The organism is Streptomyces sp. NBC_00299, from assembly GCF_036173045.1.
In the GTDB taxonomy this organism is placed as follows: Bacteria; Actinomycetota; Actinomycetes; order Streptomycetales; family Streptomycetaceae; genus Streptomyces; species Streptomyces machairae.
Window position 1 is genome coordinate 3,799,960 of the sequence record NZ_CP108039.1, and the last position, 21,144, is coordinate 3,821,103.

The 21,144-nt window shown below is 71.9% G+C and carries 12 protein-coding genes; 7 read left to right on the plus strand and 5 right to left on the minus strand.

Translation table 11 applies throughout. The features are described from left to right. Positions 1-49 precede the first annotated feature (49 nt). On the plus strand, positions 50-982 hold the full coding sequence (locus OHT51_RS16550) for a class I SAM-dependent methyltransferase (RefSeq protein WP_328879717.1): 933 nt from the start codon (positions 50-52) through the stop codon (positions 980-982). Between the two features lie 13 nt (positions 983-995). Here OHT51_RS16550 and OHT51_RS16555 read toward each other — a convergent pair whose 3' ends face one another. After that, a complete protein-coding gene (locus OHT51_RS16555) occupies positions 996-1,646 on the minus strand; it encodes a TetR/AcrR family transcriptional regulator C-terminal domain-containing protein (protein ID WP_328879718.1) in 651 nt (216 codons plus the stop codon). Positions 1,647-1,719: 73 nt separating this feature from the next. On the opposite strand from OHT51_RS16555, the gene OHT51_RS16560 reads away from it, so the two are divergent. Beyond that, positions 1,720-3,138: an FAD-dependent oxidoreductase gene (locus tag OHT51_RS16560; RefSeq protein ID WP_328879719.1), complete on the plus strand. Its 1,419-nt coding sequence runs from the start codon at positions 1,720-1,722 to the stop codon at positions 3,136-3,138. A gap of 54 nt (positions 3,139-3,192) precedes the next feature. Here the strand turns inward: OHT51_RS16560 and leuE are convergent, their stop codons facing one another. Together leuE and OHT51_RS16570 are read right to left on the minus strand one after the other, a co-directional pair. Further along, complete coding sequence (gene leuE / locus OHT51_RS16565) at positions 3,193-3,840, minus strand: leucine efflux protein LeuE (RefSeq protein WP_328879720.1); 648 nt, start codon at positions 3,838-3,840, stop codon at positions 3,193-3,195. A 66-nt stretch (positions 3,841-3,906) separates the two neighbouring features. Continuing rightward, positions 3,907-5,487 carry an acyl-CoA mutase large subunit family protein gene (locus OHT51_RS16570; RefSeq protein WP_328879721.1) on the minus strand — a complete coding sequence of 527 codons (1,581 nt, stop codon included), beginning with the start codon at positions 5,485-5,487 and terminating at the stop codon, positions 3,907-3,909. A gap of 181 nt (positions 5,488-5,668) precedes the next feature. Between OHT51_RS16570 and OHT51_RS16575 the strand changes: the two genes are divergently transcribed. Then, positions 5,669-6,529, plus strand: coding sequence for a L,D-transpeptidase family protein (locus tag OHT51_RS16575; RefSeq protein ID WP_328879722.1), 861 nt, complete (start codon positions 5,669-5,671; stop codon positions 6,527-6,529). Positions 6,530-6,727: 198 nt separating this feature from the next. Here OHT51_RS16575 and OHT51_RS16580 read toward each other — a convergent pair whose 3' ends face one another. Then, on the minus strand, positions 6,728-7,861 hold the full coding sequence (locus OHT51_RS16580; protein ID WP_328879723.1) for a hypothetical protein: 1,134 nt from the start codon (positions 7,859-7,861) through the stop codon (positions 6,728-6,730). After that, positions 7,861-8,523 carry an RNA polymerase sigma factor gene (locus tag OHT51_RS16585; RefSeq protein ID WP_328879724.1) on the minus strand — a complete coding sequence of 221 codons (663 nt, stop codon included), beginning with the start codon at positions 8,521-8,523 and terminating at the stop codon, positions 7,861-7,863. The genes OHT51_RS16580 and OHT51_RS16585 overlap by 1 nt, the downstream gene beginning before the upstream one ends. A 748-nt stretch (positions 8,524-9,271) precedes the next feature. On the opposite strand from OHT51_RS16585, the gene ccrA reads away from it, so the two are divergent. From ccrA to OHT51_RS16605, 4 genes are all read left to right on the plus strand, one after another. After that, positions 9,272-10,651 carry a crotonyl-CoA carboxylase/reductase gene (ccrA, locus tag OHT51_RS16590; RefSeq protein WP_328879725.1) on the plus strand — a complete coding sequence of 460 codons (1,380 nt, stop codon included), beginning with the start codon at positions 9,272-9,274 and terminating at the stop codon, positions 10,649-10,651. Continuing rightward, complete coding sequence (locus OHT51_RS16595) at positions 10,608-11,651, plus strand: 3-oxoacyl-ACP synthase III family protein (protein ID WP_328879726.1); 1,044 nt, start codon at positions 10,608-10,610, stop codon at positions 11,649-11,651. The genes ccrA and OHT51_RS16595 overlap by 44 nt, the downstream gene beginning before the upstream one ends. After that, positions 11,648-12,544, plus strand: coding sequence for a 3-hydroxybutyryl-CoA dehydrogenase (locus OHT51_RS16600; RefSeq protein ID WP_328879727.1), 897 nt, complete (start codon positions 11,648-11,650; stop codon positions 12,542-12,544). Before OHT51_RS16595 ends, OHT51_RS16600 begins: the two co-directional genes overlap by 4 nt. 147 nt (positions 12,545-12,691) lie before the next feature. Continuing rightward, entirely contained in the window at positions 12,692-21,139 is an 8,448-nt protein-coding gene (locus OHT51_RS16605) for a type I polyketide synthase (protein ID WP_328879728.1), read from the plus strand. Positions 21,140-21,144 lie beyond the last annotated feature (5 nt).

The following is a 21,144-nucleotide window of genomic DNA, read 5'->3' on the forward strand; positions in this document are numbered from 1 at the left end:
CCGGAGTACCCCGTCCGACTCGCAGGATCACAACGGAGTGCTCGCGCCTATGGCAGCCACACAGTCCACGCCCGCCGTCCGACGCCCTCGCACCCTTGACGACGTCCCCGGCTGGTTTCCCCCGCTCGACCAGGTGCTCTTCGACTGGCTCCTCGACCGGCAGCAGTCCGCGGGGATGCGCGGCGACCTGCTGGAGGTCGGGGTGTTCATGGGCAAGAGCGCGATCTTCACCGGCCGGCGCCTCCAGCCGGGTGAGCGCTACACGGTGTGCGACCTCTTCGAGGGAGACGCGCCGGACGACGCCAACAAGGCGGAGTCGGCGAAGTCGTACAGCGCGCTGACCCGGCAGGCCTTCGAGGAGAACTACCTCTCCTTCCACGACGAACTGCCGCGCGTCCTGCAGGGCCCCAGCTCGATCGTGCCCGACGAGGTCCCGGCGGACTCCTGCCGGTTCGTCCACGTCGACGGCTCGCACCTGTACGAGCACGTGTACGGCGACATCGGCGCGGCTCACGACCTGCTGCTGCCGGACGGAGTGGTCGTCCTGGACGACTTCCGCTCCGAGCACACGCCGGGAGTGGCGATAGCCACCTGGGAGGCCGTGATCAACCGTGGCCTGCGCCCGATCTGTCTGAGCACCCAGAAGCTGTACGCCACCTGGGGCGACTCCGAGCCGGTCCAGGAGGAGCTGCTGGCGATGGTGCGGGCGCGCACGGACTGCCACCTGAGCGTCCAGCAGGCTGCCGGACACCGCATCATCCGCCTCAAGGCCAAGGGCATGCAGGCCCCGCCGTTCCCGCCGTCCCGGCACGCGGACAGCATCCCCGCGGAGCCCTCCGCGCCCACCGCGCCCGCCGCCGCCTCCGCCGCTCGCCCCGCGCGTCCGAAGCCGCCCCGCAGCCGCGCCCGCAAGCTCGCCGCGGATGTGCTCCCGCCGGTCGTCACCCGCGCGATCCGCAACGCCCGCCGCCGGGCGAGGTGATCCGCCGCCTCGCTCAGCCGACCCCGTACCGCGCCTCGATACCGGCGACCACCACCGCCAGCCCCTCCTCGAAGTGCCGGTCGTAGTCGGTGAAGATCTCCGCGCCCGCCTGAGCCGACAGGGGAAAGTCGGCCATCAGGCGGGCGCGCTGCTCTATGTCGTACCCCTCACGGCGTTCACCCGCGAGCGGCTCGACGCCCTGTTCCTCGGTGACGAAGCCGAGGGTGTAGAAGTACGTCGTCGAGGTCGCGCGGACCGCGTCGGCGAGGGCGAAGCCGGCGGCCGTGAACAGGCGCAGGTTGTCCTCCATCTGCTCGGCGTGCTCGATGCCGGTGAAGCGTGAGCCGCTGAAGACCTTGGCCCCGTCGCGGTAGCCGAGCAGCGCCGCGCGCAGCCCCCGGTTGGACCTCAGGAGCCGCTCCCGCCAGCCCTCGTCCGGGTCGGGGGGCGTCGCGGCGACCATCCGCCGGTACATCTCGGTCGCCATCTCGTCGAGCAGCGCCTGTTTGTCCTTGAAGTGCCAGTACAGGGCCGGCGCCTTGACGTCCAGTTCCTTGGCGATGGCCCGGAGGGTCAGGCCGTCTAGGCCGACCTCGTTCAGGAGCTTGAGGGCGGTGTCCGCGACGCGTGTGCGATCGAGGGGCGCTCGGCGTTCCGTATTCACGCTTGACAGCTTAACGCCGTTAAGGGCACGCTCGTGACCAAGGGAACTTAACAGCGTTAAGGAGATGGCGCTCATGAGCACGCATGCGGATGTACCGGCGGACACGGATGTACTGATCGTCGGCGCGGGTCCCACCGGCCTCGCCCTCGGCATCGATCTCGCCCGGCGCGGCGTGGACGCGCTCGTCGTGGAGCGGGCCGACCGGCTCTTCCCCGGCTCGCGCGGCAAGGGGATCCAGCCGCGCACGATGGAGGTCTTCGACGACCTCGGCGTGCTCGACGCGATCCGCGCGGCAGGCGGCAGCTATCCGGTCGGGATGATCTGGCAGGACGGCAGGCGGGTCGGCGAGCACCAGATGTTCGACCCGGCGGAGGTCACGGAGGACTCGCACACCGAGCCGTGGATGGTCCCGCAGTGGCGGACCCAGGAGATCCTCTTCGCGCGGCTGACGGAGCTGGGCGGAAGGGTCGCCTTCGGCCGGGAGCTCGTCGGGATCGCACAGGACGAGGACGGCGTGACGGCCCGCTTCGCGGCGGGCGAGAGCGTCCGCGCGCGGTACGTCGTCGCCGCCGACGGCGGGCGTTCGGCCGTACGGCGGGCCCTCGGCATCGGCATGACCGGCGAGACCGTCGACCCGAACCCGACGCTGGTGGCGGACGTCAGGATCACGGGCCTGGACCGGGCCAACTGGCACATCTTCCCGCCGCACGGGGAGGGCCAGGACTTCCTCGCGATCTGCCCGCTCGCCGGCACGGAGGACTTCCAGGTCGCGGCCCGGTTCCCCGAGGGGTCCTCGGTGGACGTCTCGGCGGACGGCGTGCGCAAGGCGGTCGCCGCGCGTTCCCACCTCGCGCCGGAAGACGTGACGGAGGTCCGCTGGGCCTCGGACTTCCGGCCGCGCGCGGCGCTGGCGGACCGGTTCCGGGACGGGCGGGTGTTCCTCGCGGGGGACGCCGCGCACATCCACTCGCCGGCCGGCGGGCAGGGCCTCAACACCAGCGTCCAGGACGCCTACAACCTGGGCTGGAAACTGGGCGCGGTGCTGCGGGACGGGGCCGACGCGGCACTCCTCGACACCTACGAGGAGGAACGGCGTCCCATCGCCGCGGACATGCTCGGCCTGTCGACGAGCGTGCACCGCGGCCAGGTGCGCCGCGGCGAGGCGACCCGCCAGCTCGGCCTGGGGTACCGGGAGTCGTCGCTGACCCGGGAGACACGGCCGGCGCCGGGCCCGGTGCGGGCGGGCGATCGCGCGCCGGACGGGAACCTGGGCGGCGTGCGGCTGTTCGACGCGTTCCGGGGACCGCACTGGACGCTGATCGCGGTGGGCGCCCCGGCGCCGGAACTGCCGGAGGCCGTACGGGTGGTCGGCGGGCAGGAGCAGGCGTCGTACGGGAAGGGCCTGCTCCTGGTCCGGCCGGACGGGTATGTGGGGTGGGCGGGCGAGGCGGCCGACGGCCTGTCTGCCTACCTGGCGCGCGTCGGCCTCTGATCAGCCACCGACGAGTGATCAGCCGCCTACGAGTGATCAGCTGCCGGCGAGTGATCAGCTGCCGGCGAGCGAGAGCTTCACAGCGAAGCCGAGGAACAACGCCCCCGCCGCCGAAGTGGCCCCGGCCGACAGGCGCTTGCGCCTGCGGAACGCGGCCGCCAGCTTCGTGCCGCCGAATATCAGCGCGCTGAGGTACAGGAAGCTCGCGAGCTGTGCGAAGACGCCGAGCACGACGAACGACAGCGCGGGGTAGGCGTACGCCGGGTCGACGAACTGCACGAAGAAGGCGACGAAGAAGAGGATCGCCTTGGGGTTGAGCAGGCTGACCACGAAGGCCCGCCGGAAGGGCCGCTCCTCGGCGGCCGGGGCCGGGCTCTCCTCGGCGGCCGCCGCGCGCCGGTTCCGCCACATCCCCCAGGCCGCCCGCATCATCCCGATCGCCAGCCAGGTCAGATACCCGGCCCCCGCGTACTTCACGATCCCGAACAACACGGCGTTCGTCTGCAGCAGGGAGGCGACTCCGGCGGCGGACAGGGTCATCAACACGGTGTCCCCGCACCAGACACCGGCCGCGGCGGTGTACCCGGGACGGACGCCCCGGCGCGCGGCGACGGACAGCACGTACAGCGAGTTGGGACCGGGCAGCAGGACGATCAGGATCAGGCCCGCGAGGTAGGTGGGGAGGTCGATGACACCGAACATGGAAAGGAGTGTGGCACGGGGGTACGACAATCCGATCCCGGATTTCAGCGGGCGAGACGGCGCGGATCAGAAGGTGTCGCTGGGGACGTACGTCCCCCAGACCTCCCGCAGCGCGTTGCACACCTCCCCCACCGTCGCCCGGGCCCGCAGCGCGTCCTTCATCGGGTACAGGACGTTGTCCTCCCCCGCGGCGGCCTTCCTCAGCGCGGCCAGGGCCGAGTCCACCGCGCCCCGGTCGCGCCCGGCGCGCAGCTTCGCGAGGCGCTCCGCCTGCCGGGCCTCGATCGCGGGGTCGACGCGGAGCGGCTCGTACGGCTCCTCCTCGTCGAGCTGGAAGCGGTTGACACCGACGACGACCCGCTCGGCGGCGTCCGTCTCCTGGGCGATCCGGTAGGCGCTGCGCTCGATCTCGCCCTTCTGGAAGCCCTCCTCGATGGCCGCCACCGCGCCGCCGAGGTCCTCGACGCGCTGCATCAGCTCCACCGCGGCCGCCTCGACGTCGTCGGTCATCCGCTCGATGGCGTACGAGCCCGCGAAAGGGTCCACGGTCGCCGTCACGTCCGTCTCGTACGCCAGCACCTGCTGGGTGCGCAGCGCGAGGCGGGCGCTCTTGTCCGTGGGCAGCGCGATCGCCTCGTCGAAGGAGTTGGTGTGCAGCGACTGGGTGCCGCCGAGGACGGCCGCGAGGCCCTGGACCGCCACACGCACCAGGTTCACCTCCGGCTGCTGGGCCGTCAGCTGGACGCCGGCCGTCTGCGTGTGGAAGCGCAGCATCAGGGACTTGGGGTTCCGCGCGCCGAACTCGTCCCGCATCACCCGGGCCCAGATCCTGCGCGCCGCACGGAACTTGGCGACCTCCTCCAGGATCGTCGTACGGGCCACGAAGAAGAAGGACAGACGGGGCGCGAAGTCGTCCACGTCCATGCCCGCCGCCACCGCCGTGCGGACGTACTCGATGCCGTCCGCGAGCGTGAAGGCGATCTCCTGCGCGGGAGACGCGCCCGCCTCGGCCATGTGGTAGCCGGAGATCGAGATCGTGTTCCAGCGCGGGATCTCGGCCTGGCAGTACCGGAAGATGTCGGCGATCAGCCGGAGCGAGGGCTTCGGCGGGAAGATGTACGTCCCGCGGGCGATGTACTCCTTCAGCACGTCGTTCTGGATGGTGCCGGTGAGGCGGTCCGCCGGGACCCCCTGCTCCTCCGCCACCAGCTGGTAGAGGAGAAGCAGCAGCGCCGCCGGCGCGTTGATCGTCATCGACGTCGAGACCTTGTCCAGCGGGATCCCGTCGAACAGCACCCGCATGTCGTCGACCGAGTCGATGGCCACGCCCACCTTGCCGACCTCGCCGTGCGCGATCGGCGCGTCGGAGTCGTGGCCCATCTGGGTGGGCAGGTCGAAGGCGACCGACAGGCCGGTCGTGCCGTGGGCGATCAGCTGCCGGTAGCGGGCGTTGGACTCCGTCGCCGTGCCGAAGCCGGCGTACTGGCGCATCGTCCAGGGGCGGCCGGTGTACATCGTGGGGTACACGCCGCGGGTGAAGGGGTACGAGCCCGGCTCCCCCAGCTTCTCGGCCGGGTCCCAGCCGCTCAGCGCGTGCGGCCCGTACACCGGCTCGATGGGCACTTTGGACTCAGACTCTCGCGCCATGGTGTGGCCTCCGAGCTCGCCGTGGCTGTAGCCCGCCACCGCGGACGGTGGACGGTGTCCTTCACCTCTGTGTCCAACCATGCCGCGTAGTTCGCAACCGGTCACGTGCGGGGAACATCTCAGGTGACACCAGGGTGGTCGGGCGGCCGGGGGTGGCCGCGGTGAGACGACGGGGGCCGGGATGCGTAACAGGGGTATGGGGCGGACACGGGGCAAGGGCGCGGGACGAGGGACCGCCGCGCTGGCCTGCGGTGCCGCGCTGACCGTGCTGTGCGGCTGCACCGTGCAGGCCTCCGGCGAGGAGGATCGGCGTTCGCCCGTGCGCATAGAGCTCCCGAGCGGCACGCCGTCCCCGAAGTCGGCGGCTCCCGACGACAAGCCGAGCGCGAAGCCCACGCCCGCGGCACCGGCCGCCGTGCTGTGGTCGCGGGGCGACGAGGGCCGTGACATCCGGGAGCTCCAGGCCCGTCTGCGTCAGATCGCCTGGCTCTTCGACGGGCCGACCGGGACGTACGACGACCTGACGGAGCAGGCGGTCAGGGGCTTCCAGGGCAAGCGGGGGCTGCCGAGAACGGGGAAGACCGACGAGGTCACCTGGGAGCGGCTGCTGAGGATGACGCGCGAGCCCGGCAAGTGGGACCTGTACCTGATGGGCGGCCAGCCGGCCGACGCGCCGGACGCGCGGTGCCTGACCGGCCGGGTGCTGTGCATCAGCAAGTCGAGCCGGACCCTGCGCTGGATGATCGACGGGCGGTCGGTCCTGACGGTGCCGGTACGGTTCGGGTCGCAGTACACACCGACCCGGGAAGGTGTGTTCAGCGTCTACTGGAAGTCACGGCACCATGTGTCGACGCTCTATGACTCACCGATGCCGTACGCGATGTTCTTCAGCGGGGGCCAGGCGGTGCACTACTCGTCCGACTTCGCTGCCACGGGCTACGCCGGCGCCTCGCACGGCTGTGTCAACGTCCGGGACGAGCGGGCGATCGCGGAGATGTTCGCGCAGGTGAGGACCGGCGACAAGCTCGTCGTCCACTGGTGAGGCGCGGGAGGTGTGTGGGGCGCGGGCGGGACCGGGGGAACGTGTCCCGCCCGCGCCGATGCACGAGCCGTAGGTACGGGGGGAACCCCGGCTCTGTGCGACGGCCGATGACCAGTCGGCTCACTCACATCAGCGCCGTGGCGGCCGAAAGTGTCACTCCAGCGGCGAAGAATTTTCAACCAATCACAAAACTGCAGGTCAGCGACTTGCTACGGAAGTGAGGGCACGGCCCGGCAGAAGGGCCGCCGTCCGCGCCACCACAGTGGACGTGGCCGCTACGGCGCCTTGCGTGCGGTGACCGTCACGGCCGCCGTCACGGTCACGGCGGTCACCGTGGTGGTCACGGTCACGGTCGTCGCCGTGCCGGCCGCCCCAGCCGTCGCCACGCGAATCGGCACGGTCGCCCTCGTCGTCGTCGCTGTCCCGGTCCCTGTCCCGTTCCCGGTCCCGTTCCCGGTCGCGGTCCCTGTCCTTGCCGCTGCCCGACTTGCCCCAGGTGCCGTCGTCGACGGCATTGAGGACGCCCCGGCAGTACTTCCGCACGCGCTCGGAGCCACCCGCCGCGCTCTCCAGGGCACGCCGGCGGTCGTTCGACAGTTCCTTGCCGTCGCGCAGGTCGCGGCAGTACGCCGTGACGGCCTTCCACCAGCCGCGGGCGGCCTTGTCACGGTCGGGGGCGGATCCGCGGTCCGGGGCGGGACCGCCGGGTTCGGCGCCCTCGGTGGTGCCCGGGTCCGTGGGGGCCCGCGAGTCGTCGTCGGGCTCGGGTCCGCCCCGCACACCGCCCTCCGGCGAGGGCGAGAAGAGCGGGCGTTCCGGGGGTACCGGTGCCGAGACCGTGGCGGCCGGGCGGCCCCCTTCGTCTCCGACGAACGGCGATGTCAGGACTCCGGTTCCGGCCGCGACCGCGACTCCGCCGACCATGCCGACGGCCAGCGCGGCGGCGAGACCGAGCCGCACGGGGCGGGCCCAGCGAGGTCGGCTGGGGCGGCGGACACCGTTGTCGGAGCCACCGATATGGACCAGCCCGACGTCGACGAGCCCGGCGTCGGGGGCGTCGGAGACCACGGAGGCACCCGATACGGAACTGTGGCCGACGGTCGCGGACTCGGTGACCCGGCCCGCGCGCGCCGTGCGGAACGCCGCCAGCGCTGCGGCCTCTCCGGGGAGTTCCGCGCTGCTCAGCGGGGGTTCGGCGGTCAGCGCCTCAAGCGTCTTGGCGAGGCGTTCGGCCTGGTCGCGGTCGGCCGGGTCGACAGCTTCGAGTGACTCTCCGCGCAGCAAACGCTCCGCCGTTTCGCGGTCCAGCCACCTGTACTGCTCGTCGGCCATCACACATCCTTCTGCGTACGCGCACGCATTTGCGTCACACTCGCAGACGTCACCGCACGGTCGCGGGTTCCTCGCTGGGGAGGCAGGGCGTCGAGCACCCCGGCCGATTCCGGATCGTCGCCGAGCAACTCGGCGAGCCGCTTCAGACCCCGGTGCGCGGCGGTTCGTACGGCACCCGGACGCTTGCCCAGCGTCTGAGCGGCCGTCTTGGCGTCGAGCCCCACGACCACGCGCAGGACGACGGCCTCGGCCTGGTCCTGCGGCAGTCGGGCGATGAGGGAGAGGGTGCCGTCGGTGGCCAGGGCCTCCATGGCCTCGCCCGCCGTGTCGGACTCGGCGGCCTTCCCGGTCAGCTCCGTCTCGTCGCCGCCGATCGCGGGGCGGCGGCCGCGCATGCGTATGTGGTCCAGCGCGCGGTTACGGGCTATCCGGGCGGCCCAGCCACGGAAGCGGTCCGCGTCCCCGCTGAAGCGCTCCAGGTCACGCGCTATCTGCAGCCACGCCTCCGACGCGACGTCCTCGGCGTCCGGGTCGCCGACCAGCGTCCGTACGTACCCGAGCAGCCGCGGGTGCACAGCGCGGTACACAGTCCGGAACGCGCTCTCGTCCCCGTCCTGTGCCGCAAGCACCGCGGCGGTCAGCTCCGCGTCGTCCCCCAGCACTGCGCCCCTTTTGCGCCTAAGCCGGTGCCGCTGTCGCGGACCGGTTCTCGCCGTCGTGGTTCCTCAGTTGATGGTTGCGGCTCTGGAACCGCAGGTGGTTGCGGTGGTCATACACCTTCCGCGTCCGGCGCGAAAGGCACGTTACGGCCTGAAAGCTCTGCTCGTCCATGTCCGTACAACGTGCAACTACCCCGGAATCCGCGATGTGTCCGCCCGGGTGTGACAGAAAACGCAGTCATGACGCTGTAGAAGGTACGGGCCGCCGCGCGGCCCGTACCGCGCGACGGCCGGGGCCTCTCCTGTGGGGGGTGGCGGCCCCGGTCGTCTTCGCGGTGCAGCCCCTCTGCCGCCCCGGCTCATGCTCTGAGCCGCCCCGGACGCCGGCTTGCGGGCCCCTTCGACTCGCGCTTGCCGCACTGAGCCATGGTGCAGCCCGGGCGAGCGGGCCCTCACCTTCACGGAGACCTCCGCAGGGTTCTTCCCGCGCGTCCAGGTCAGCCCCTCCCTGATGCTCCGCCACCGCGCGCTGACCCGGCCGGCGTCCTGCGACCCTCCGGAGGCGAACCCGTCCCCGCGGAGTATGCATCCGTACCGCGCGAAAACGAGATGCTTTAAATTCCAGAAGCCCCCTATCGACGCCATCCCCCACCCTTATGAGTGCCGCATAGGGGGTGGCTAAGGGTACGAGTCGACCAGGGCTAATGCGTAACGTGTCCGGCGTCGCGGGAACTCGTCGGAAGGGGTTGGCATGGATGCGTTGACCGAGGCGCTCCTGGAAGGGGTCGACGCGGAGGAAATCGAGAAGATCGATCTTCCCGACAGTTATACGGCTGCGCATCTGAGAATCGACGATTCAAGCATGTTCGACGGCGCCTCCGAAAGGGATGTCCGGAAGTCCCTCCACGTGGGCCGTGTACCCATGCCCGAACTCGCGCCGGACGAAGTCGTGGTGGCCGTGATGGCGAGTTCGATCAACTACAACACGGTCTGGTCGGCGACGTTTTCCCCGGTACCCACGTTCAGATTCCTGCAGCGAATGGGCCGGGAGGGCGGATACGCGGCACGTCATGACCTGCCGCATCACGTCCTGGGCTCGGACGCGTCGGGCGTCATCGTGCGCGTCGGCGCCGGAGTGCGGCGCTGGCGCGCCGGAGACCATGTCGTGGTCAGCTGTGTGCAGGTGGACGATCAGGAGCCGGCCACGCACGCCGACGGCATGCTCGGCGCCGGACAGCGCATCTGGGGCTACGAGACCAACTTCGGTGGTCTCGCGCACTACACCGTCGTCCGGGCGAGCCAGCTGCTGGCCAAGCCCCCTCATCTGACCTGGGAGGAGTCGGCGGGCGTCATGCTCACGGCCGCCACGTCCTACCGGATGCTGATCAGCGACAACGGGGCCCGCATCAAGCAGGGCGACATCGTCCTCATCTGGGGGGCGACCGGTGGTCTCGGAGCCTTCGCCGTGCAGCTGGTCAAGAATGCGGGCGGAATACCCGTCGGTGTGGTCAGTTCGGAAGAAAAGGCCGACATTCTGCGTGCTCTCGGATGCGATGTCGTCATCAACCGGAACGAGATCGGCCTGAGTGGCGATGACGCGCTCACGCCCGACCGCACCATCGAATTGGGCAAACGGCTGGGCCGGGCCATCAGGGCGGCGGTGGGCGAGGACCCCCACGTCGTCTTCGACTTCATCGGTCAGGCCACGTTCGGTATCTCGGTCTTCGTCGTCCGACGCGGTGGCACCGTCGTCACCTGCGGTTCGAGCACCGGTTACCAGCACCAGTTCGACAACCGTTATCTCTGGATGAACCTCAAGCGCATTGTGGGCAGTCACGCAGCGAACCTCCAGGAGCAGTGGGAGTGCAACCGACTGGTCCGACTCGGACGGCTGTCCCCTGTCCTCTCGGAGGTGTATCCGCTGGCCGAGGTTGCCGAGGCCGCCAGGCTCGTCCAGCGGAACCAGCACATCGGCAAGGTCGGCGTCCTGTGTCTGGCCCGGGAGGAAGGCCTCGGTGTCACCGACCCCGAGAAGCGGGCCGCCATCGGGGCCGAGCGGCTGAATCCGCTGCGCACCCCGGCCCGGAATGCGCCTGCCGAACGTGCGAATTCCCAGGAAAGGGCCACGTGACGTGACAGGAAAACGAATCGGAATCATATCGACCGGTTCCTATCTGCCCAAGGAGGAAGTGGGCAACGAAGAGGTCGCCACCCGCGTCGGCGTCACCGCCGAATGGATCGAGCGCAAGACGCAGATCGTGTCGCGCCGCTATGCGGCACCGCACGAGGCCACCTCGGACCTCGCCGCCCGCGCGGCCGAGCGGGCTCTGGAGCAGGCGGGGCTGACGGCCGAGGACATCGACTACCTGATCGTGTCCACCTCGACCGGTGACTATCCGCAGCCGCCCACGTCGTATCTGGTGCAGGACGCACTCGGCGCGTACCGGGCGGCCTGTCTCGACGTCAACGTCGTGTGCAGCGGCTTCGTCTACGCCCTGGAGGTGGCGCGCGGCCTCGCCCGGACGCGGCCCGGCTCCCGGGTGCTCGTCATCGGTGCCGACCTCTACTCCCGCATCCTCGACTTCGGCGACCGGCGCACGGCAGTGCTCTTCGCCGACGGCGCCGGGGCCGCGGTCCTCGGCCCGGTCGACGAGCCGTACGGCATCATCGGCACCGACCTCGTGAGCCGGGGAGACGCCCACGACCTCATCCGGGTGGAGGCGGGCGGCAGCAGGAACCCGACCTCCGAGGCGACCCTCGCCGAGGGCGGCCACTACTTCCGGATGAACGGCCGTGGAGTGCGCGACTTCGTCAGCGAGCACGTGCCGCCGGCCCTGACCGCGCTGGCCGACCGGGTCGGAGTCGGCATGGCGGCGGTGGACCACTTCGTACCGCACCAGGCGAACGGGGTCATGCTCGGCGAAGTCGTCGGACTGGCCGGGCTGACCGGCGCGGTCACGCACCGGACCCTGCAGAAGTACGGCAACGTCGGCAGCGCCTCGGTGCCGGTCGCGCTCGACGAGGCGAACCGCTCAGGCGCCCTGACTCCCGGCGACCTCGTACTGCTCGCCGGGTTCGGCGGGGGTATGTCCATCGGCGCTTCGCTGCTGCGCTGGGGGGTGACGGCATGACGGCCACACCGGTCGCCGAGGACGTCGAAGGCGTCGAAGGCATCGAACGGATCGGTGTCGTGGGCAGCGGCATCATGGGTGCCGGGATCGCGGAACTGTGCGCCAAGGCGGGCTGCGACGTCCGGGTCGCGGTCTCCTCCGACCGTTCCCTTCAGGCCGGTCCCGCGCGCGTCACCCGCTCGCTGGACCGGGCCCTGAGCAAGGGGAAGATCACCGAGAAGCAGCGCGACCAGGCGCTACGGCTGATCACGTTCACCCGGGATCTGGGCGAACTGAGCGACCGTCAACTCGTGATCGAGGCGGTGAAGGAGGACGAGGCCCTCAAACTCGACCTGTTCGCCTCGCTCGACAAGATCGTCCAGGCTCCGGACGCGATCCTCGCCTCGAACACATCCTCGCTGTCCGTCGCGCGCCTCGCGCACGCCACGGCCCGTCCCGAGCACGTCATCGGGATCCACTTCTTCAACCCGGCTCCGGTCCTGCCCCTCGTCGAACTCGTCGACTCGATCCTGACGGATCCCCAGGTGAGCCGCCGTACCGAGGACTTCGTGGTGGGCCGGCTCGGCAAGAGCGCCATCAAGTCACCGGACCGCGCGGGGTTCGTGGTGAACGCCCTGCTGTTCCCCTACCTGTTGTCCGCGATCCGCATGGTCGACTCCGGCCTCGCCACCGCCGAGGTGATCGACCAGGGCATGACGCTGGGCTGCTCGCACCCGCTGGGTCCGCTGCGGCTCGCCGACCTGATCGGCCTCGACACCACGGTCTCGATCGCCGAGGCCCTGTACGAGGAGTCCAAGGAGCCGTTGTACGCGCCGCCCGCCCTGCTGCTGCGGATGGTCGAGGCAGGACTGCTGGGCAAGAAGTCCGGCCGCGGCTTCTACGCGTACCCGTAGCACCTTCACCGCGATCCCCCCTCGCGGGCGCGGTGCGAGCAGCCTCGCGCGGCTGTCGTCGCACCCCGCCCGCGCCACTTCACGCACGTCCGCACGCCACGGTCCGGTCCGTCGTGTGCTGTTGTCGCCGACAGGAGAGCGAAGAACATGGCCATTCGTCCCGGATCCGATCGTCCGGAGGGGTATTCGGTACCGGACGACGCAATCGCTGTGGTGGGCGTCGCCTGCCGCTTCCCGGGTGCCCAGGACCCCGACGCCTTCTGGCGGCTGCTGTCCGGCGGCGAGAGCGCGGTCGGCCCGGTTCCCGACGGGCGTCCCGGGCTGCCGGCAGGCACCGACATCCGGCCCGCCGGATTCCTCGACGAGGTCGACGGATTCGAACCGGAGTTCTTCGGCGTCTCCCCACGCGAGGCGACGGCCATGGATCCGCAGCAGCGCCTGGTTCTCGAACTGGGCTGGGAGTCGCTGGAGAACGCGGGCATCGTCCCCGCCGAGCTGCACGACACCCCCGTCGGCGTCTTCATCGGCGCGATCTGGGACGACTACGCCAAACTCGGGCACCAGTACGGCGCCGAGGGCGTCACCCACCACACCATCACCGGTACCAGCCGCGGCATCATCGCCAACCGCCTGTCCTACGCACTGGGGCTGCAGGGCCCCAGCCTGGTCGTGGACACCGGCCAGTCCTCGTCCCTGGTGGCCGTCCAGCTCGCCTGCGAGAGCCTCCGCAAGGGTGAGTCCACCGTGGCGCTGGCCGGGGGAGTCAGCCTCAACCTGGCCGCGGAGGGGTTCACCGTCGCGGAGCGGTTCGGAGCGCTGTCCCCCGAGGGGCGGACGTACACCTTCGACCAACGGGCCGACGGGTACGTACGCGGTGAGGGCGGCGGCGTAGTCGTCCTGAAGACGCTGCGGCAGGCGATCGCCGAAGGGGACGCGGTGTACTGCGTCATCCGCGGCGGTGCCGTCAACAACGACGGCGGTGGCGAGGCCCTCACCACCCCCCGCGGCGCCGCCCAGGAGGACCTCCTCCGCCAGGCATGCGCCGCGGCCGGGGTCGAGCCGTCGGCGGTGCGGTTCGTGGAGCTGCACGGCACGGGAACCCCGGTCGGCGACCCCATCGAGGCGGCGGCCCTCGGTACGGTCCTCGGCGCCGGCCGCGCCGCGGACAACCCTTTGCTCGTCGGCTCCGTGAAGACCAACATCGGGCACCTGGAAGGCGCGGCGGGTATCGCGGGGCTCATCAAGGCGGCGCTGTGCCTGCGTGCCGGGACCCTCGTGCCGAGCCTCAACTTCGCCCGTCGGAACCCCGCGATCCCCCTCGACGACCTGGGCCTGGCCGTCGCCACCGGGACGGCCGCGCTGCGTGGCGACGGCGACGAGCCGGTCTTCGCGGGTGTCAGCTCCTTCGGGATGGGCGGGACCAACTGCCACCTCGTCCTGTCCGACTGGCGGCCGGTGCACGAGGCCGGCTCCGTGCCGACCGGCACCGACGTGGCCGCTCCGGTCCTCGCGCCCCTGTCCGCCAGGACCGGGGACGCGCTCGGTGTCCAGGCCGACCGGCTGGCCCGCCGGCTGCTGGACCACCCCGAGCTGGCGCCGGCCGACGTGGCGCACTCCCTCGCCACCACCCGGACGCACTTCAAGCACCGCGCCGTCGTCGTCGCTGAGGACCGGTCCGCGCTGCTGGCCTCGCTGAACGCGCTGTCCGCCGGGGACCCCGCGCCCGGTCTCGTGCGCGGGGTGGCGGGCGACGGCGCCGTGGCGTTCCTGTTCACCGGTCAGGGCAGCCAGCGCGCGGGCATGGGACGTGAGCTGTACCAGGCGTTCCCGGTGTTCGCCCGGGCCCTGGACGAAGTGTGCGCCGTGGTGGACGCCGAACTCGACCGGCCGCTGCGGGAGGTGATGTTCGCCGACGCGGACTCCGCCGACGGTGCGCTGCTGCACCGCACCCGCTACACCCAGCCGGCCCTCTTCGCGTACGAGGTCGCCCTCCACCGGCTCCTCGACCACTGGGGGGTCGCTCCCTCCGTCGTCCTCGGCCACTCCGTCGGCGAGCTGGCCGCCGCCCATGTCGCGGGTGTGCTGTCGCTGCCGGACGCGGCGGCGCTGGTGGCCGCGCGCGGACGGCTGATGCAGGCCCTCCCGGGCGGCGGCGCCATGGTGTCGGTCCAGGCGTCCGAGGAGGAGGTGCGCCCCACCCTGGCGGGACGGGAGCACCAGGTGGCGTTGGCCGCCGCCAACGGCCCGCTGTCGACAGTGATCGCGGGCGATGAGGACGCCGTCCTGGAGGTCGCCGGGCACTGGGCGGAGCAAGGGCGCAAGACCAAGCAGCTGCAGGTCAGTCACGCGTTCCACTCGCCCCGTATGGACGCCATGCTCGACGCCTTCCGAGACGTTGCGGCACGTCTGGACTACGGCACTCCCCGCATCACGGTGGTGTCCAACCTGACGGGTCGCGCGGTTCCGGCCGAGGAGATCGGCACGGCCGAGTACTGGGTGCGCCACGCCCGCGACAGCGTTCGCTTCCTCGACGGCATGCGCGCGGTGGAGGAGTCCGGCATCCATACGTATCTGGAGGTGGGCCCGGACGCCGTGCTGGCGGCGATGGGGCGCGACTGCCTCACCGAGGACGCGCTGCTCGTCGCCTCCGCACGTCGCACGCGCGCCGACGTACCGACGCTGCTGGCGGCGCTGGCCGAGCTGTACACCCGCGGTGTGTCCGTCGACTGGCACCGCGTCGCCCCCGGTCACCGCGTCGAGCTTCCCACGTACGCGTTCCAGCGGGCGTCCTACTGGCTGTCGGCGCCTGGCGATGCCCCTGCGCGGTCCGTCGCCGCTGCGGGCGACGCCGACGTCAACGCCGCCGCCGAGGCCGGACCGTTCCCCGCGCCGCGGGCCGCGGGTCCGCCGGCGGAGCGCCTCGCCGGGCTGTCGGAGGCGGAGCAGGAGCGGTCCGTCGCTGATCTGGTCCGGCGTGAGGTGGCCGCCGTGCTGGAGTACGCGTCCACGGCGTCCGTCGACATGGAGCTCACGTTCAAGGAACTCGGGTTCGACTCGCTCACCGGCGTCGAGCTGCGCGACCGGCTCAGCGCGGCAGCGGGGCTGCGTGTCCCGCACGGCCTGATCTTCGACCACCCCACCGGGGACGCCGTCGTGCGCTATCTGCGCTCCGAACTGCTCGGTGGCGCGGGCTCCCCGACGGCTGCCGTGAGCGGCCCGAGCGACTCCGGCGACGACCCGATCGTCGTCGTCGGCATGGGCAGCCGGCTGCCCGGCGGAATCGGCTCGCCCGAGGAGCTGTGGGAGCTGGTGGCCTCCGGCGGCGAGGCGATCTCCGACTTCCCGGCCGACCGCGGCTGGGACCTGAACGCGCTCTACGACCCGGCCGGGGAAAGCACCGGGACGTCGTACACACAGCGAGGCGGTTTCCTGCAGGGGGCGGCGGACTTCGACGCGGAGTTCTTCGGGATCTCCCCGCGCGAGGCGCTGGCCATGGACCCCCAGCAGCGGCTGCTGCTGGAGACCTCCTGGGAGGCTCTGGAACGGGCCGGGATCGACCCGACGAGCCTGCGCGGCAGCGCCACCGGCGTCTACGCGGGGACGTTCACGTTCCGCGACCAGGGCGGCGCGGGCGGCGCGGAGGGCCAGCGCATGACGGGGTCGGCGGCCAGCGTGCTGTCGGGCCGGGTGTCGTACACCTTCGGGTTCGAAGGTCCCGCCATCACCGTCGACACGGCCTGCTCATCGTCCCTCGTCGCCCTGCACATGGCCGCCCAGGCCCTCCGCAGCGGCGAATGCGACCTCGCCCTCGCCGGCGGCGTCACCATCATGTCCACCCCCGACACCTTCATCGAGTTCAGCAGGCAGAAGGGGTTGTCGCCGGACGGGCGCTGCAAGTCGTTCGGCGCCGGGGCGGACGGCACCGGCTGGTCCGAGGGTGTGGGTGTGCTGGTCGTGGAGCGGCTGTCGGACGCCCGCCGTAACGGGCACGCCGTTCTCGCGGTCGTCCGCGGCAGCGCCGTCAACCAGGACGGCGCAAGCAACGGCCTCACCGCCCCCAACGGCCCCGCACAGCAACGCGTCATCCAGGCAGCACTGAGCAATGCGGGAGTGGGGCCGGCCGACATCGACGCGGTCGAGGCCCACGGCACCGGCACCCGCCTCGGCGACCCCATCGAGGCACAAGCCCTCCTCAACACCTACGGCCAGGCCCACACCAACGAACAGCCCCTCTGGCTCGGCTCGTTGAAGTCCAACATCGGCCACACCCAGGCCGCCGCCGGCGTCGGCGGCGTCATCAAGATGATCCAGGCCATGCGCCACGGTGTCCTCCCGGCCACCCTCCACTCCGACGAGCCCTCCCCCCTCATCGACTGGGACACCGGCAACGTCCGCCTCCTCCACACCCCCCAGCCCTGGCCGGACACCGGCCGCCCCCGCCGCGCCGCCGTCTCCTCCTTCGGCATCAGCGGCACCAACGCCCACGTCATCCTCGAACAACCCCCCACCGAGGAAACCGCGGCGTCCGAACGCGAGCCGGAGGCGACCGGCACCGCGGTAGCCGTCCCGCTGTCCGCCCGCACCCCGAACGCCCTGCGCGACCAGGCACGACGGCTCACCGACCACCTGGAACAGCACAACGACACCGACCTGCCCGCCCTCGGACTGTCACTCGCCCTCCACCGAGCCGCACTCGGTCATCGCGCACTGGTCCGAGCCGAGGACCGGGAGGGGCTGCTGGCGGAGCTCACGACGCTGGCCGAGGGCGGCTCGTCGAGCCGTCTCGTGCAGGGCGAGGCGACCACGGGCGGTGTGGCGTTCCTGTTCACCGGTCAGGGCAGCCAGCGCCCCGGCATGGGACGCGAGCTGTACGACACACAGCCCGTCTTCGCCCGGGCCCTGGACGAGGCGTGCAAGCACCTCGACGGACACCTCGGGCGATCCCTGCGCGACCTCATGTTCGGCACGGAGGAGGACCTCGACGGCCAGGCCGAGCTTCTGGACCAGACCGTCCACACGCAGACCGCTCTGTTCGCGCTGGAAGTCGCGCTGTACCGGCTCGTGGAGCATCTGGGGATCACGCCGCAGTTCGTGGCCGGGCACTCGATCGGCGAGCTGGCGGCCGCTCATGTCGCCGGGGTGCTGACCCTGGAGGACGCCTGCACCCTGGTGGCCGCCCGCGGCCGGCTCATGCAGGCACTGCCCGGGAACGGCGCGATGGTCTCCGTCCTCGCCACCGAGGAGCAGGTCGCCAGGCATCTCGCCGGACGCGAGCACGAGGTCGCGGTCGCCGCCGTCAACGGACCCACCTCGACCGTGATCTCCGGTGATCTGCTCGCCACGCTGGACGTGGCCGAGCGACTGGCGGAACAGGGGGTCAAGACCCGGCGGCTGCGGGTCAGCCACGCCTTCCACTCGCCGCACATGAACCCGATGCTGGAGGAGTTCGAGGCCGTGGCGCGCAGCCTGGCCTTCCACGCCCCGAGCATCCCCGTCGTCTCGAACGTCACGGGTGCCGTCGCCACCCGGGAACAGCTCACCTCGCCGGACTACTGGGTACGGCACGCCCGGGAGGCCGTGCGCTTCCACGACGGCATCACCACCCTGCACGAACAAGGCGTCACGACGTATCTCGAACTCGGGCCGGACGGTGTGCTGTCCGCCATGGGACGTGCCTGCGTACCCGAAACAACCGATGTGGAGCCGGAGTTCGTCCCGGCACTACGCAAAGACCGTCCGGAGCCCCTCGCCCTCGACAGCGCACTGGCGCGACTGTGGGTGCGTGGGACCGCTCCGGACTGGCGGGCCGTGTTCGGCGGCCCGGTGGCGCGGCGGGTCGATCTGCCCACTTACCCGTTCCAGCACCAGCGCTACTGGCAGCCGAACACGGCCCGGCCCCACAACCCCACCGCGGTGGGGCTCGGTGAGGTGGACCATCCCCTGATCGGAGCCGCCCTCACCCGCGCCGACACCGATGAGTCGCTGTTCACCGGGCGGCTCTCGCTCGACTCCCAGCCGTGGCTGTCGGACCACATGGTCCTGGACCGTGTGCTGCTGCCCGGTACGGCCTTCGTGGAACTGGCTCTGCGGGCGGGCGGCGAGGCACTGACCGGCGTACTGGAGGAGCTGACACTGCAGGCTCCGCTCGTGCTGCCGGAGCGGGGCGGCGTGCGGTTCCAGGTGGTCGTGGGTGCCCCCGACGAGTCGGGGCGGCGCGAGCTGACGGTGCACTCCCGGCCTGAGGGCGACGACCCCGACCGCCCGTGGGTCCGGCACGCCGTCGGACGGCTCGCCCCCGAAGACGCGCGGTCCGGCCCGGACCTCACCGTCTGGCCGCCGCGGGGCGCCGAGCCGGTCGGTCTGACCGGCCGTTACCAGGAGCTGGCCGAGCAGGGCTTCCGCTACGGTCCCGCCTTCCAGGGACTGCGCGCGGTGTGGCGGCGCGGCGAGGAGGTGTTCGCCGAACTGCGGCTGCCCGACGACCGTGCCGAGAACGCACGTGCCTTCGGGCTGCATCCGGCGCTGCTCGACTCCGCGCTGCACGCCATCGAGTTGGGCGCGCTGCCCGGCACGGGTGAGCCCAGGCTGCCGTTCGCGTGGAGCGGGGTGCGCCTGTTCTCCACCGGGGCCACGGCCGCGCGGGTGCGGCTGGCGCCGGCCGGGGCCGACGCGGTGACGATCGATGTCGCCGACGCCTCGGGCGCACCGGTCGCCTCGGTCGAGGCGCTCGCGGTACGGGCGGTGTCCGCCGACCAGCTCCGGGCCGCCGACGGCCGCACCCACGACGCGTTGTTCCGCGTGGAGTGGGTGCCGAGCGGGCCGGGCGCCGCTCCCGACGCCACCACCGTCGTACGTCTGCGGGGCGGGGACTCGGTGCACGACACCGTGCACGAGGCGCTCGTCCGCGCCCAGGAGTGGCTGGCCGAGGACCGGCCCGCCGAGGAGCGGCTGGTCGTCGTGACCCGGGGCGCCGTCGCGGTCACGGCCGACGAGGACGTGCTCGATCTGCCCGCGGCGGCGGCCTGGGGGCTGCTGCGCTCGGCGCAGACGGAGAACCCGGACCGGATCGTGCTCGTGGACGTCGAGGACGGCGAGGACGGCGAGGGCCTGGACGACGACGCGGCGCTGGCGACCGCACTGGCCGCCTCGGACGCGCAGATCGCCGTACGCGGGGGCATCGCCCTCACCCCACGGCTGGCTCGGGTCGCCCTGACCGGGACCGGGACCGGCCCCCTGCCGTTCGCGGCGGACGGCACGGTCCTGATCACCGGCGCCACCGGGGCACTCGGCGGGCTGCTCGCCCGGCACCTGGTCACCGAGCACGGCGTACGCCGCCTGCTGCTGGTCAGCCGCCGCGGCCGCGCCGCCGACGGGGCGGTGGAGCTGGAGCGTGAACTGAACGCGCTCGGCGCGCAGACCACCCTGGCGGCCTGCGACGTCGCCGACCGTGCCGCGCTGGACACCTTGCTGGCGGGCGTTCCGTCCGAGCATCCGCTCACCGGAGTCGTGCACGCGGCCGGCGTCCTCGACGACGGCGTGTTCGGCACGCTGACCCCGGAGCGGGTCTCCGCCGTGCTGCGCCCCAAGGCCGACGCCGCCCGCAACCTGCACGAGGCCACCCGCCACCTGGACCTGGGCGTCTTCGCGCTCTTCTCGTCGATCCAGGGTCTGGTCGGCGGCGCGGGGCAGGCCAACTACGCGGCGGCCAACGTCTATCTGGACGCGCTCGCCCAGCACCGCCGCGCCCAGGGGCTACCGGCGGTCTCCCTGGCCTGGGGCCCGTGGGCCGAGGGCGGTATGGCGGCGGCTCTCGGCGAGTCCGACCGCGGCCGGTTCGCCCGGCTCGGCATGGTCGCGATCGCGCCGGACCAAGGGATGGAACTCTTCGATGCCGCCGTGGCACTCGGCTCGCCGGGCGCCGTACCGCTGCCGCTGAACACCTCAGCCCTGCACGCCCGGGCGGCGGAGCTGCCGGCACTGCTGCGCGGGCTGGTCCGTACGCCGCCGCGCAAGTCCGTCGCGGCCGGCCCGACCGACGACGCGGGACGGCCCTCCGTCGCGCAGCGACTCGCAGGGCTGACGCCCGAGGAGCAGGAGGCGCACCTCGTCGACCTGGTACGCGACGAGGTCGCCAGGACCCTCGACTACGGCGGCTCCGAAGCGGTGGACGGGCGCCGCGGCTTCAAGGAGCTCGGCATCGACTCCCTCACCGCGGTCGAACTGCGCAACCGCCTCAACAAGGCCACCGGGCTGCGCCTGCCGGCCACCCTCGTCTTCGACCACCCCACCCCCACCGCCGTCGCGAGCCTCCTGCTCGCCGAACTGGCGCCCGCTGCAGGGGAGTCGGACGCCTCGGCGGGCTCGTCGGCCGACAGCCTGGAGGAACGCGACATCCGCCGCATGCTCGCCACGCTGTCGATCGATCGGCTGCGCGGCTCCGGTCTGCTCGACCGGCTGCTCGACCTCACCGACCCGACGCCGGCCGTCGGCGCCGAGGGGACCGCCGCCCCGCCGCCGGACACCTCCGCACTCGACATCGACGCCCTCGACGTAGACGCCCTCGTCCGCATGGCTCGTGAGAGCCACGGCTCCTGAGTCCT